At 64.9% G+C, this 15,165-nt stretch carries 8 protein-coding genes; 6 read left to right on the top strand and 2 right to left on the bottom strand.

Annotated elements, in window-relative coordinates:
* Positions 1-242: 242 nt before the first annotated feature.
* From G3446_RS04205 to G3446_RS04230, 6 genes are all read left to right on the top strand, one after another.
* On the top strand, positions 243-482 hold the full coding sequence (locus G3446_RS04205; RefSeq protein WP_164451159.1) for a hypothetical protein: 240 nt from the start codon (positions 243-245) through the stop codon (positions 480-482).
* 76 nt (positions 483-558) lie between these two features.
* The gene (locus G3446_RS04210) at positions 559-2,142 is read left to right on the top strand and encodes a class I SAM-dependent methyltransferase (RefSeq protein ID WP_164451160.1); all 1,584 of its coding nucleotides are present in this window, start codon (positions 559-561) and stop codon (positions 2,140-2,142) included.
* Positions 2,139-3,260, top strand: coding sequence for a glycosyltransferase (locus tag G3446_RS04215; protein WP_164451161.1), 1,122 nt, complete (start codon positions 2,139-2,141; stop codon positions 3,258-3,260). Before G3446_RS04210 ends, G3446_RS04215 begins: the two co-directional genes overlap by 4 nt.
* Entirely contained in the window at positions 3,257-6,646 is a 3,390-nt protein-coding gene (locus G3446_RS04220) for a glycosyltransferase family 4 protein (protein WP_164451162.1), read from the top strand. Before G3446_RS04215 ends, G3446_RS04220 begins: the two co-directional genes overlap by 4 nt.
* A 4-nt stretch (positions 6,647-6,650) precedes the next feature.
* The gene (locus G3446_RS04225) at positions 6,651-8,540 is read left to right on the top strand and encodes a glycosyltransferase family 4 protein (protein ID WP_164451163.1); all 1,890 of its coding nucleotides are present in this window, start codon (positions 6,651-6,653) and stop codon (positions 8,538-8,540) included.
* 1,503 nt (positions 8,541-10,043) lie between these two features.
* On the top strand, positions 10,044-12,218 hold the full coding sequence (locus G3446_RS04230; protein WP_164451164.1) for a DUF4214 domain-containing protein: 2,175 nt from the start codon (positions 10,044-10,046) through the stop codon (positions 12,216-12,218).
* A 517-nt stretch (positions 12,219-12,735) separates the two neighbouring features.
* Here G3446_RS04230 and G3446_RS04235 read toward each other — a convergent pair.
* Together G3446_RS04235 and G3446_RS04240 are read right to left on the bottom strand one after the other, a co-directional pair.
* Positions 12,736-14,358, bottom strand: coding sequence for a DUF4214 domain-containing protein (locus G3446_RS04235; RefSeq protein ID WP_164451165.1), 1,623 nt, complete (start codon positions 14,356-14,358; stop codon positions 12,736-12,738).
* A 106-nt stretch (positions 14,359-14,464) separates the two neighbouring features.
* Positions 14,465-15,130 carry a hypothetical protein gene (locus G3446_RS04240; protein ID WP_164451166.1) on the bottom strand — a complete coding sequence of 222 codons (666 nt, stop codon included), beginning with the start codon at positions 15,128-15,130 and terminating at the stop codon, positions 14,465-14,467.
* Positions 15,131-15,165 lie beyond the last annotated feature (35 nt).

Here is a 15,165-nt window from a genome sequence, read left to right on the forward strand (position 1 = left end):
TCCACCGAATCCCGCGCCGGCGTTGGTGGACTGCGCTGCGCTTGCCCCCCTACAGCGGGAGGCCAGCCAATCGACGCCGGCACCGCCAGCATCGGGGACGATCGCTGGACGGCTTCTTGGCATCGCAAGGGCGCGAAACCGTGCAGGCGCTCTTGGATCGGGTTTAGAATTCGCCGGCCCCGCGATCAGATGGAGTGACCTCGGTCCGCCGCCCCGTCGCGGTCCGCACAAGAACCTTACTCATGTACAAGCTCGTTGCCTTGGCTCGCGCCCTGCTCAACCGTTACCCCAGGCTCGTCTGGATCGTCTTCGAGGTCGCCAGCAAGATCCCCGGCGTCGGCGGATATCTCGAGCGGCGCTGGAACATTCGTCTGTTGCGTCAGATACGCTCAAGGCCCGTCGGATATCGTCTGCCGCTGAGCTCCGATCCTCGCCGCCTCAGTTCCGAGGCGCAGGTCATCTTAGAGGCGCTCGAGCGCTGAGCGAAGCGCGAGGCCGACCAAGCAGCGAGACGCGATCACTTGCGCTGGCGATGCACCAGCGCCGCGGTAGGACCCTATGCTGATCAGAAATAACCCCGACATCGACTTCGATCGCCTGAGCGACAGCATCCGCGCACGCCTGAAGCGCTATGCGCAGGGCGAGGAGCAGCGCCCCCCGGAATTCGATCTCAGCAAGAGGCCAGTGCGACGGCAGGCCGCCGTGGTCGGCTCGCTGGCCGAGCTTCTGGGGCTGGAGGATCAGGAGCTGGTGGAGCAGGCCTATCTGCTCCTGCTGCACCGTCCGCCGACGCCCGAGGAGCTTGCGCACTGTCTCGGCGAGCTGCGCGGCGGAGAGGACAAGGCGCAGGTGCTGGCATGGATCAGCAGCTCCGCCGAGGCGGATCGACAGCGCGAGCCCTTCCGGCAGCTGCGGGGCAACCGGCTCAAGCGCCGCCTGGTCCGTCTGCCGCTGATCGGCGGCATGGTCGCGACGCTCTTGACCTGGGCGCTGGCCTATCCCTACAGACGTTATGTCAATGCGCATCTCAACCAGCTCTATCGGCTGACGCGTGACCACAAGGCCGCCTTCGCAGACGGACTGGCCCAACAAGGGACCGCGCTTCGCGAGACCCAGGATGCGATTGAGCTAGACAAAGCACGCGAGCAGGCGCAGGCCGAGCAGGTTGCACAGCAGCTGACTGAGCAGCGTGCCGCATTCGGGCAGCAGCTCGCTGAGCAGCGCGCTACATTCGAGCAGCAGCTCGCTGAGCAGCGCGCTACATTCGAGCAGCGGCTCGCCGAGCGCGATCGGAAAATGCAGGCAATGCAGCAAGAAACCACCCTGCTCAAGCTGCGCGTCTCACAGGCCGACAGGCCTCCGCGAGCCGAGAGCGCCGCGATCATCCCCTCACAGTTCTCGACGGACGCGAGCGCCGAGGCGGGGCAAACGCCCGAGTCTCTTGCGGACGAGGCGCTCTATATCGCCCTGGAGGCGCACTTCCGCGGCTCGCCCGAAGCCATCGAGGCACGACTCGCCTACTATCTGCCCTTGCTGAAAGAGCACGCTGCCTGGCGCCAAGCCAGCCTAGCGGCGGCGGACATCGGCTGCGGTCGCGGCGAATGGCTGCAGCTTTTGAGAAGGGAGGGGATCGACTGCCTCGGCATCGATCTGAACGCGCACAATGTGCAGGCCTGCCAGGAGGCCGGGCTGCACATCATGAAAGCGGACGCATTGCAGTGGCTGGCCTCGCAGCCGGCGGACAGCGTCGGCTTGATCTCCTCATTCCACCTGATCGAGCATCTGGAGCCCGAGCGGCTGTTTCTGCTGCTGCGCGAAACGGCGCGGGTCCTGGTGCCCGGTGGCCTGATGATTCTGGAGACGCCCAATCCGGAGAACCTGGTCACGGGGGCGACCAACTTCTACATCGACCCAACCCATCGCCGTCCATTGCCCCCGGCCCTGGTGGAGTTCCTGGTCGACTATTACGGCTTCGGCGCCATACGTCTGCACCGCCTGAATCCGGTCGCCGACCAGCTCGCCCTGCAGGAGGGCTCAGAGACCGCGAAACGCTGCAACCACTATTTCTACGGACCTCAGGATTACGCCATCACGGCCGTCAAGCCGGGTGCTGAGGGAAGCGCGCAACCCACACCGCCATGAGCGGAGTGCTCCGTATCCATCAGCTCGCCGCGGCGACCGCCGTCGGCGACGGGGTCACCACCGGGATTTTCTTCACGCGTAAGCTCTTGCGCGCACTCGGCCATGACTCCGAGATCTATGCGTGCAGCATCCCGCCGGCACTCGGGGCGCAGATACTGCCCGCGCAGCGGCTGAACCAGGGCCAAACGGATCTCCTTCTGATCCATCATTCGATGGGGCATGATCACGACCACCTGATCGAGCGGCGCGGCTGCCCGAAGGTCCTGGTCTACCACAACATCACGCCAGCCGAGTTCTTCGAGCGCGGCAGCCCCAACTTCCATTATTCGCTCAAGGGCCGAGAGCAGCTCGCGCGCTGGCGTGAGCATTTCGTCGCTGCCATCGGGCTCTCGCCCTACAACAGCGAAGAGCTGGCGGCCATCGGCTATCAGAGGATCGCGACCCTGCCGATGCTGATCGAGCTCGAGAAGTTCGTGGCGAAGGCCAGCCGCGAGCCCTCCGGCTGGACGCTCGATCCGCGGCGTCCGCTTCTGCTCAGTGTCGGGCGCCTGGTCGAGAACAAGCGCCAGCACCTCTTGCTGGAGGCACTCTGGCATCTCAAGCGGATGAGCCCGGACGGCCGCCCACCACAGCTGGTCTTGGTTGGCGGCACCACCAGTCCCGACTATGCTCAGGCCCTCCAAGCCTATGCGGAGCGCTTGAATCTGGAGCGCGATGTGGTGTTTCCAGGCAAGTGCACGGACGACGAGCTGCGCTGGCTCTATGAGCACGCCGCTGGCTACTGGTGTGCGAGCGCCCACGAGGGCTTCTGCATGCCGCTGGTCGAGGCCGGCTTCTTCGGCGTGCCCGTGCTCGCCTTCGCGACGTCCAATATCCCGGCGACGCTGGGCGAGGCTGGACTCTTGATCCCTGAGCCAAGCCCCCGCCTCATGGCGGCGGCGACGCTGGAGACCCTGGAGCAAGCGCCCTTGCGCGAGCAGCTCATCGCGGCCGGCCGGCGCAATCTCGAGCGCTATTCGGAGGCCAGCCTGCTGCCGCGGCTCGCCGAGTTTCTGGCCGAGGTCATGGGCTCCAGGACGCACTCGGCCAAACCTCATTCGATCGAAACCCTTTCATGATCCCAAGCGCCATCCACCAATTCTCGATCGCCTGTCACGCCGGCGACGGCATCACCAATGGCATGCTGCTCACGCGGCGTCTGCTAAGGCACGCCGGCATCCCCTCCGAGATCTACTGCGAGGAGTGCGACGCGCCGCTGCGGGAAGAAACCCGTCCCTTCGACGACTATGTCTCTCGGCCGGATCAGATCCTGCTCATCCATCACGGCATCGGCAACGGCGTGGAGGAGCGCCTGCGCCGGCTCGCCGATCGCTGCCTCATGGTCTTTCACAACATCACACCGGCGGAGTTCTTCGACCCGGAGGACCCAATCCAGCCGATGCTGGCGCTCGGCTGGCGGCAGGTCGCGGACTGGAAGGCCTGGCTGGACGGGGCGATCGCGGATTCCGAGCAGAATCTGGAGCTGCTGCTGCGCCACGGCTACGACCGCGAAGGCTGCGAGGCGATTCCCCTGCTCGTCGACCTGGAGCGGCTCGGCGCCATTCAGCCCCAGCATGCCTGCCGCCCTTTGGACGATGGCTTTCGCCTGCTCTTCGTCGGACGGGTGATGCCGCACAAGAATCAGTTGGGGCTCGTTGAGACGCTGGACCATCTGCGGCGCATGACAGGTCGCGACGCGCGGCTGACGTTGGTCGGCAATCCGGTCGATGCGGCCTACCTGGCCCGTCTGGAGCAGGAGATTCGCGACCGCGGGCTCGAGCAAGCGGTGACGCTGACGGGCCGAGTCGACGAAGCGGAGCTGGCGCGGCACTTCCAGCAGGCCGATCTCTACGTGAGCCTGAGCCACCACGAAGGCTTTGGCATGCCGCTCATCGAAGCCATGGCCAACCGTCTGCCGGTGCTCGCCTACAATCCGCCCGAGAGCAACGTCGACCGCACGGTCGACGGCGGCGGTCTCCTGCTCGAGCGCGACGACCCGCTGGTCTGCGCCGCCTGCATCGCCGAGCTGATGGACAGCCCGCGGCTGCGGGCGCGGATGGTCGATCTCGGCGAGCGGCACCTCGAGTCCTTCCAGCCGCAGCGCCTCTACGAGCGGCTCGCCCGCTTCCTCGCAAAGCTCGATATCCAGCTGCCTCGGGCCGACTTTCACAGTTCGCGCCGAGCTCCGCTCAAGTATCGCATCGAAGGCCCCTTCGACAGCAGCTACAGCCTGGCGATCGTCAATCGCAATCTCGCCAAGGCGCTGGCCGCGCGCCATCCAGAGGCGGTCGGCCTCTACGCCACCGAGGGTCCGGGAGACCTGGTGCCCGACGCCGGCTTCCTGCGAGCCGAGCCGCTCCTCGAGGAGCTGTACCGAGCCGGATGCGACAACGCCGTGGCGGAGGCGACGCTGCGCCTGCTCTATCCACCGCGCGTCACCGGTATGAAGGGTCTCTACAACGGACTCGCCTGCTACGGCTGGGAGGAGTCGCTTCTGCCCTGGGAAACGGTCAGCGACTTCAACCAGCACCTGCAATGGATCACCACCATGTCGCACTACGTCTCGCGCGTGCTGATCGACAATGGGGTGAGCCTTCCGGTGCACAGGGTCGGGATCGGAGCGGACCACATTCTGCGAGCGCAGCCGGATCCAGGCGCACTGCCGCGGATCAAGCAGGGCTTCAAGCTGCTGCACATCTCTTCGTGTTTTCCGCGCAAGGGGGTCGACGTCCTGCTGAAGGCGTATGCGGAGGCCTTCAGCGCGGACGACGACGTGACCCTCATCATCAAGACCTTCCCCAATCCGCACCACGATATCGCGCGACAGCTCGCACAGTGGCGCAAGACACGTCGGCGCGCTCCCCATGTCACGCTCATCAATCGCGACCTGGCGGACGGCGCCATCCGTGCCCTCTATCAGCTCTCAGACGTCCTGGTCGCACCAAGCCGCGGCGAGGGCTTCGGGCTGCCCATGGCCGAGGCCATGCTCCATCAGCTGCCCGTGATCACCACCGGCTACGGGGGGCAGAGCGACTTCTGCACGGAAGAGACCAGCTGGCTGCTGGACTACCAGTTCGCGAGGGCGCGCACCCACATGGGCCAAAGCGCATCCTTGTGGGTCGAGCCCGACGCCGATCAGCTCGCCAGGCTGCTGGGCGAATTCCATCGCCATCATCGGGAAGGCACCCTGAGCGGCTTTACGGCGGAGAAGCGCGAGCGCGCCTATGATCTCGTCGCCCGCGACTTCACCTGGGATGCCGTTGCGGCGCGCGTCGATGGCGCGCTCGATCGGGAGCGCAGGCGCCCTCTCTTCGACCCCAAGCTCTCGCTTGGCTGCATCACGACTTGGAACAGCAAGTGCGGAATTGCCGTTTACAGTCGCAAGCTCCTTTCCGCGATGCTCGATCGCGTCGTCATCCTGGCCAACGACGATGCGACGCTAACCGCTACCGATAGTCCGCACAAGGTCGAGCGATGCTGGACATCTGGACAGCGCGATAACTTGAAACGATTGGAGCACAGCATTCTGCGCGCTGGGCTTTCCCAAGTTCTCATCCAGTTCAACTTCGCATTCTTTCGTCTCGACGCGCTCAAGCGGCTCCTTGGATCTCTTCGTCGCAACGGCATTCAGACGCTCATCACCTTCCATTCCACCGCAGACGTCAATGCAGGCGAGGAGACGCTTTCGTTGCGGTCGCTCTTGCCAGAGCTCCAGCACTGCACACGCATCTTCGTGCACGGCGTTCAAGATCTGAATCGCCTTAAGTCTTGGGGGCTGAGCGCCAACTGCACACTCTTTCCGCACGGCGTGGATCCCGATCGCTCGACCACCCGCAATGATCCGCCGGCATGGCTGGCCGGCAAGCGGATCATCGCCAGCTACGGCTTCCTGCTCCCGCACAAGGGAATTCCGCAGTTGATCGAAGCGTTCGCAAGCCTGCACGCGAAACGTCCCGATACGCATTTACTGCTCCTTAACGCAGAGTACCCTATCCCCGAGTCACGGGAGGTCACCGCACACTGCGAGCGGCTCATCAGAAAGCTTGGCCTCCACGACGACGTTACGCTCATCAACGACTATCTCGAGGATGGCGAGTCGCTTGCCTGGCTCTCGCTGGCGGAGATGATCGTCTTCGCCTATCAGCGGACCCAGGAATCGTCCAGCGCGGCCGTGCGCTGGGGCCTGGCGACCGGCCGACCGGTCCTCTGTACGCCGCTGGACATCTTCGAAGACGTGGCGGACGCGGTGCACTTCCTCGCCGGCACCTCGCCATCCGATATCCGCTCCGGGGTCGAGGCGCTGCTTCGCGACCCTCGGCGACAGGCCGAGCTGCAGGCGCGGCAGCAGGCATGGCTGGAGCAGCACGATTGGGCAAGGCTCTCGCGCCGTCTGGCGAATCTCTGCACGGCGATTCGCCTCAACGCCGCGGACGCGACAGCGGTCGATCGTCAGGCGGGCGCCTGAGACCATGCGTCTGCTCGTCGATCTGCAGGCCTGCCAGTCGATCAGCCGCCTCGGCGGGATCGGCCGCTATTCGCTCGACCTCGCGACGGCCATGGCCCGCCACGCGGGCGGGCATGAGCTGCGCATCCTGTTGAGCGACCTGCTTCCGGACAGCATCCCAGGGCTCTACCGGCACTTCTCGCAGCTGCTGCCGCGCCACCAGATCCAAGTGCTGCAGCTCCCCGGCCCCGTGGCCGAGAGCAATCCCGCCAATCTGCCGCGCGCGCGCGCGGCAGAGCTGATTCGCGAGGCCTGCATTCATCGCCTGCAGCCCGACATCGTGCATGTCGCCAGTCTCTTCGAGGGATTTCTCGACGACGTGGCCTGCTCCGTGGGCGAGCTTGTGCCAGGCGACACCACGGTCGTAACCCTGTACGACCTCATTCCGCTGATGGCCCAGGAGCAATACCTCGCGACGCCGAGCACGCGTGGACACTATTTCCGCAAGCTCGACAGCCTCAAGCGGGCCGGGGGGCTCCTGGCGATCTCCGAATTCTCGCGGCGCCAATGCATCGACGCACTCGACATCGCCCCGGAGCGCGTCGTCAACATCGCCGCCGGCGTCGATCCCAAGTTCCGCCCGCTCGCATTGCCGCCCGATCGGATCGCGGCACTGCGAGATCGCTATGGCATCCGCGATCGCTTCGCCCTCTTCGCCGGGAGCTTCGACAGCCGAAAGAACCATGCGCGCCTGATTCAGGCCTATGCGCGAGTCCCCCGGGATCTGCGCCACGGGCGTCAGCTCGTCATCATCGGCAACGGCTGGCAGGGCCTCTATCAAGAGCTGAGTCGCCTGGGTGAGGCGGCGGGCCTCGGCGAGCACGAGCTCGTCTTCACGGGGCACGTGAGCGACCAAGAGCTGCTGGAGCTCTACAATCTTTGCGAGCTCTTCGTCTTCCCTTCCCTGTCAGAAGGCTACGGCCTTCCGGTCCTCGAGGCGATGGCCTGCGGCATCCCGGTCATCGCCTCCAATACCACGAGCATTCCGGAGGTGGTGGGCCGTCAGGATGCGCTATTCGACCCCTACTGTGTCGACGCCATCGCGGCCAAGATCGCGCAAGCCCTCGAGGACGCGGGATTCCGCCGCGCGCTCGCCGAGCACGGCCTGGCTCAAAGCCGGCATTTCACCTGGGATGCCGTGGCGAAGCGCGCCTGGGAGGCGATCGAAGTTCGTCATGACAAGACAGGCACGGCCCCCAAGCCCGCACCTGGTGCACTCGAGACCGATCGGATCGAGGCGTTGCGCAAACTCGAGCTCGGCCGCATCGGACGCGCGCGCGTGCGTGCACGCATTGCAGCGGCGCTCGCCGCGAACGATCGCTGTCTGATCGAGACCAGTCCGGCTGTCCGCCGGATCGGCTGGATCACCCCCTGGGGCGGCAACGGCGCGATCGCCCGGGACGCCAAGGCCCTGATGGGGGACAAGCTCCCGGAGTGCCGCATCCTCGCCCCGGAGAATCTGACCGAGGACTTGCTCGACGCCTCGAACGTCACGGCCTGCTGGAGCCCCAGGGCATCGGATCTGCGCGCCTTGGCGTGCAGCGTGGCGACTCAGGAGCTGGACACCCTGGTCGTTCACATCCATGACGAGCTCTTTCTGCCGCAGCCCCTCGCGGGCTTTCTTCGCGAAATGATCGCCACCGGCCGACGACTCTATCTGATGCTGCATGCGATCAGCGAGCCGCTGGCCCCGTCGCTCATCGATTCTCTGGGGCTTTGCGACGGGCTGTTCGCCCGCTCGCGTCAGGCCGAAGCGGCCTTGGCGCAGCACGGCATCGCACAGCTTGCCGGGCTTGAAGACGGCCAGCTCGCTGACGCGCTGTGGGATCGCCTGGCGGGACGCCATCGCGCCTGAGGCAGCGCCAGGGCGGCCCGCTCAGCCCCCTTCGATGACAGAAGCCCCAAGGCGATTTCCAGGGAAGCCTATACCAGGGAAGAGGTCGAAGCGCCGGCTTCATCGCTCGGCCGAGCGACCTCGGGTCGGGTCAGCCGCTCAATCCGTGGGAGCGGCGCCCCGCCGCGACTGAGGCGGTCGGAGCTGACCCGTCGCGCCGGGGCGGCGCTCCCACGCAATGCCTACCCGATGGCGCGTGATCGAATCGCCTTTGGTAAGAGGACTCTCGGAAATCGCCCAAGGGACGCGAGCACTGATGTCGCTGCCGTCCACCGCCACTCACGCCGACGGCTGAGGAAGGGATCGCACATCATTCGCTTCCCCCTATACCACCAGCGGCATCGCTGAGGTGTCGTCGCACATGGGGGTGCCGGCGCCTCGCCCGCTAGCGGGCGATTCAGCCGGTCTCTTGCGCGTAACACCGCGAAGACCGGGAAACCATCGCTGGACGGCTTCTAAGGCGATTTCCGAGAATCTTCGTACCAAAGGTGCGTCGAGACGCGTCGTCAGGCGGGCCTTGCGTGGGAGCGCCGCCCCCGGCGCGACGAAGCCTGCTCCGGCCGCCCCAGTCGCGGTGGGGCACCGCTCCCACAGGTCGAGCCCCTGACGTGTCCTTCGCGCCTTTGCGGTTCCGATTGCCGAATCTAGGTTCATAGCTCGGCCGAGCGACCTCGGGTCGGGTCAGCCGCTCAATCCGTGGGAGCTGCGCCCCGCCGCGACTGAGGCGGTCGGAGCTGACCCGTCGCGCCGGGGCGGCGCTCCCACGCAATGCCTGCCCGATGGCGCGTGATCGAATCGCCTTTGGTAAGAGGACTCTCGGAAATCGCCCAAGGGACGCGAGCAGTGATGTCGCTGCCGCCCATCGCCACTCACGCCAACGGCTGAGGAAGGGATCGCACATTATTCGCTTCCCCCTATACCACAAGCGGCATCGCTGAGGTGTCGTCGCACATGGGGGTGCCGGCGCCGAGCACCTCGCCCGCAAGCGGGCTCCTACAACGGCGCCGCTCGCGTAGAAGCCCGCTTGCGGGCGATTCAGCCGGTCTTTTCGCGTAGCACCGCCAAGACCGGAAGACAAGCGCTGGACGGCTTCCAACGGCAAACACCCCTTATAAGTACGGTCTTATTGAGTTAGCCTCTTAGGCGGGGGAGACGAAGAGATTGGGAACGTCTTCCGCTCCCGACGCGAGAACCCTGCTCGATCCTCGCCTGGCCGCCCCAGGAGGCCAGACAGTCAAAGCGCTCCGTCGGCAGCGACGTTGGGCTTCCTAGCAAAGCCCGACAGACACGGAAAGCCTTCACGGCCTCTAAGCCTTCGCCAGGCTCGCGATTCGAGCGAGCGGTCGCGTCAGCCAGGATCGGCGTGCTCTGGTCTCCAGGAGCGAAGATCCTCGCATGGCCCCGTGGGCCGAGGCGCGCCAGTCGTTTGTTGAAAGCACAGACAATCGATCGAGGAATGTATCGATGGACGAGCAGAAACACATCACTCGGCCCTTGGCGGCCCTGCCCTTGCTGGGGATCTTGGCGGCCTCGACCGCCGGCGCAGTCGTGCCGGTGGAGGTCGGAGAGCAGGATGGTCTCATCGGCTTCGGCGCCGTGATCAAGAGCCCCCAGCGCGAGGCTGAGCTCGGATCCGGCATGGCGGTCGGAGACTTCAACGGAGACGGCATGGCCGACCTGGCGGTGGGCGCACCGCGTCAGGCGTCCAGTCGCGGTATCGAAGAGGCCGGCGTCGTCTCGATCTTCTATGGTGGCGGTGCCATGGCACCAGACCTCGGGGTAGTGGAAACTGTCGACGACGGCGTCGAGGACGTCGTCCTGGAGGGTGCCGAGACCAACGGATTCGTTGGTCAGATGCTCGCCGCCGGCGACCTCAATGGCGACGGTATCGATGACCTCGCCATCGTGGCCCAACGGGTCAACGACACCGGAGCCCCGGTCGATCCGGAAGACGCCGAGATCTTCGTCCTCTTCGGCTCCTCGAGCCTTTCCGGCACCAAGACGCTGAGCGGCGTCGCCAATGCCGTGATCCGCCGCCAGGATTCCATGCACGTCGCCGCCATCGCCATCGGCGACATCAGTGGAGACGGCGTTGCCGATCTCGTCTTCAGCGACGACCTCACGGACTCCGTCACCCACCCGCCTGTCGCGCCCCGCGTCGATGGCTTTCCGCGCGGCATCAATGGCGCAGTCTATGTTTACTATGGAGGCCGACTCGATGGTGAGTTGGACCCAGAAGAAACGGCGGACGCCATCATCATGCGTAATGGCGGCGAGGGTATCTTCCAGGTCAAGGGCATTGCGGTTGGTAACGTCGATGGTAGCGGTGCGGCCGATCTCCTCCTCGGCGCACCTGCCGAAGATAGCGGGATCCTGCCCCTTGAAGAGGCTGGCGCTACCTACGTGGTACCCGGAGGCGGGAGCATCAATTATTTGCTCGACATCGACGCGATCGCGACCAGCCGCATCTACGGCGGCGTCAAGGGGGATCAGGCCGGCGAGCGTCTCGCCAGCGGCGATATCGATGGCGACGGCACCGACGACATCATCATCGGCGCGCCCTTGTCGGGCTGGGGCGAGACGAGCACCACCGGAAAGGGACGTGTCTATCTCGTACTCGGCAAACACCAGGAAGCCGAGATGGATCTCTACGACCAGGCGGACGCAACCTTCGCGCTGAGCGAATCGGTCGCGCGCATCGGCTTCAAGACCGGCAATGCCCTGCTTGTCGGCGACGTCGATGGCGATGACACCGAGGACCTGATGATCTCCAGCACCAATGCCTTCGCGCGCAGCGGCACCAACGGCTGGACTCACGTCCTCTACGGCCGCACGAGCTGGGCCTCCAGCTACGAGCTCGACGTCGAGGCCGACATTGCGGTCGTCGCGCCCGAGTCCACCCCCACGCCATCTGATCCACTCTCCGCCGGACGCATGGGATCCACACTAGGGCTGGGCGACTTCGATGGCGATGGCCACGCCGATATCGCCCTCGGCGCCCCCTGGGGCAAGGGCAACAACTCCATGGTCGGCAACGGCTGGGTCGGCGTGCTCTTCGATCCCGTGCGTGGCGCACGCGAGCGCTTCGACTGGCAGGTCGCGGAGATCTATATCGCAACCCTGGGCTATGCCCCGGACGACGAAGGACTCCAGTACTGGGTGGAGAATCTTGGCGCAGGGATCGGCTGGACGCCGACCACTGTCGCACAGAGCTTCTTCGACGCCCCTCTGGTCGAAGCGATGTACCCACCCGACCAAGACTACGGCGTATTCATCAACGCGCTGTACCAGAACCTGTTCGGACGTAGTCCGGATGATGCCGGCTATGCCTATTGGCTGAACGAACTGCAATCCGGCAGCACCCAGCGCAACGAGATGATCATCGCCCTGATCAATGGCGGCTGGGCAAATCCGGACGCCGCTCAAGATATGAAGCGTTTCAGCAACCGCGTTCAAGTCGCGCTCCGCTTCGTCGCCGAGCAAGCCGAGCGCGGCATCGTCTACAGCCAACTGAGCGGCACCGATCAGGAGGCACTGCGCCAAATGGGCAGCGACGTCTTGAGCGCGCTCACGGCCGATCCGGCAACGCGTGACGCCGCCATCGCTCAAATCCCGGCACTGCTGGATTCCCTCGACTGAGTCGAGCTTACCGCAAGAAGAAGATGCCCCCTCGGGCCTTTTCCCGAGGGGGGCGAGCAACAAGGCAAAACCGGGCCTTGGTCATCAGTTGGGCCGGTAGGGCGGACGAGCGAGAGCGAAGTCCACCGAATCCCGCGCCGACGTTGGTGGACTGCGCTGCTAGACTATGAGAGTAATCCAAGCGCACCGCGAAGATCGCAGATTGCTGTAGGCTGGGCCGACGCAGGAGGCCCAACAATCAGAGCGTTAGGCTAGCCGCCATGTTGGGCTTCGTACCTCAGCCCAACCTACGCAGAATTTCTTCACAGTCTCAAGCGCGAAGTCCACCGAATCCCGCGCCAGCGTTGGTGGACTGCGCTGCGCTTGTCCACCCTACGGGCGACAACCAGCCGAAACCATGATCGACGCCCCAACCCGCATCACTCGGTCGCCCTGTTTGCCCGGCCTACAGGTGTGCCAATTTCTGGAAACCGCCTGAGAGAGCGATACGCCACACTCGGCAGACCGCCCCCACCAGCTATGAGCCAGTCAAGGAGGCGAATAGGCTCGGAATGCTCGCGATTGCGGCATCGCGTGTCGTGGCCTCATAGGTCACGTCCGCAATGACATCGCGTCCGATCTGACGTAAGAGCGCTTGATCGTCCTCGCTCAAGTCGCCGTAGACGATCCCGTTGTCGGCCTGATAGTCGGCGAAGGCCAAGGCCACTTCCACTTGATTGCCGAATCGCGCCATGTCTTGAGCGGCATCAGGATTGGCCCAGCCACCATTGATCAGGGCGATGATCATCTGGTTGCGCGCGACGCGCCCAGACTCCAGCTCGTCGAGCCAATAGGCATAGCCTTCCGCGTCCGCCGAGCGGCCGAAGATATTCTGATAGAGGGCCTCGATCAGCGGGCCGAAGCCTTGCGTCTCCGGATACTTCTCTCGAACCAGGGGCTGATCGAAGAAGCTCTGTGCGACAGTGGTCGGCGTCCAGCCGCGCCCGGCCTCGATCTGATCGACCCAATACTGCAGACCTTGGTTGTCCGGCGCATAGCCCATGGTCGCGATGTAGATCTCGGTCACCCGCCACAGGCTGTCGCGATCGACGGCGGCCGTCGTTACGGAAACGACATTGGAATACTCGCTGACACCCTGACCGTTGTAGGCGCGGACGCGATAGAAATAGTCCGTGTCGAGTGACAGCCCAGTAATCGCCTGGCTCGTCGCAGTGCCGACATCGAGCTGCGCGAATCCGGAGACGAAATCGACGAAGTCGGCGCTCTCCGAGACATCCAGCGCATATCCCTCAGCGCCGTCCGCGCTGCTCCACATCGCGGTGAAGCCGGTCTGCGCCACCTCTGCAGCCGACATGGCAATCGGGGCCGTGGGCGCGGTCTGAACGCTCGCGCGGTAGCCGGCGATGATGTCCTTGGTCTGGCCAATGAGGCGGGCATTGTCTCCGTCCGAGGCATCGCCGGCGGGCGTGCCCTGATAGGTCTTCGACGGCGTCGAAAAGAGTGGCGCGGGGTCGTAATAGCCGCCGAAGCCGTCCGAGTCGTAGGCCATGATGGTGTGGTAGTCCTTGCCATCGGTCCCGGCGAAATACCAACCGGCGGAGTACTGGCCATCCAGATAGGTGTTCGGTCCAGGGCCGGACGCCTGGTACTTCGAGTGATCCGCACCAAGGTTGTGGCCGACTTCGTGGGTCATGGTATTCCCGATGGCGACTGCGCGAATCGAGGTTACGGTATGGGCATAGTCGGCATGTCCAGACCAGTTGGCCAGGAGATAGCCCAGCCCGGTATAGCCATAGGCGCTTCCGGTGTCGATGAGCATGGCGACCAGATCGGCGCCGTAGGTGTCGCGCGCGCTCGCGACATCGGCGAAGACGCCGGAGCCTGCTTGCAGGGCGATCAGGTCCTTGTCCAAGGAAACGGCCGAGTAGCTGACGGCCATGTGGTGCACCAGCCGAAAGCTCAGATCCAGACCGGTATTCTGAGCTGCCTGATTCATACGGTTCACCGCATCTTGAGCAAAGCCTTCCATGCCGCCATTCGAGCCGACCCAGGAGGCAGCCCCTGTTTCGTACACGATCAAGATATCCACGACCGTCGCCTGAGCCGTCCGCGCCCAGGGGAGCGCGAGCACGACGAGCATGATTGCGAGCAACCATCGATGAAGCGATAACCTTGCCATGCCTAGGTAATTCACGGTGCTAACCTCGTTTCGAAAACGTCTGAGATGTTCCAAAGCACTCGCCCCATCAATTGACTGGTGGAATGCGCGGCGGCAGGTGATAGACAGGCCCCATCAGACGCCGGTCGATCTCTTGCACCTCGCCAAGACCTGAGGCGGTCTCGCCGACCACGCGGTAGCGGTAATCGCCCCCCGGGGCGTCGACCGTCATCAGGAAGCTGTCGCGGGTCACCGTCATGGAGAAGGTCGCCAGGTCGCTCCCGGTGATCCTGCCATTCAGGGACAAGATGCCCGCGGCAGGTTGAGAGGCGGCATTGATGTCGACGACCCAGGCGACATCCGGAAAGAGCTCGATCGCCAGGCTCGACGGCAGGCTGGCTGCCTGAGCTGTACGAGCGGACCCAGCCGCAGCCACCACCTCTGGTAAGAAAATCTCGGACTGGAGCTGGACGCCGCCCGAGCGCGTGACGAAGGGCTCGGCACTCATGCTGTCCTCCCTAGTGCTCACGACCTCCGCCAAATAGCTCGGCGTGACCGCGCGAAGGACGCTGGGCGGGGCCTCTTGTGCGCCCGACATCCCCGTCAGTAGCGTGAGAGAGACGAGGAGCGCCGGCGCAGCCGCCCTCGCGGAGCGACGCCGGCCGCGCGGCCCCTCCAGCCGGGGCCTGTCGACGCCCAGAATCTGTAAGATTTCGCGCTTGGCTGATTCGGCGCCAGCCTGGAAATGGTTCATGCTGTCCATCCTGTCTAAAGGTTTGAGAGGCTGTC

It is taken from the genome of Thiorhodococcus minor, assembly GCF_010820565.1.
GTDB classification, from domain to species: domain Bacteria; phylum Pseudomonadota; class Gammaproteobacteria; order Chromatiales; family Chromatiaceae; genus Thiorhodococcus; species Thiorhodococcus minor.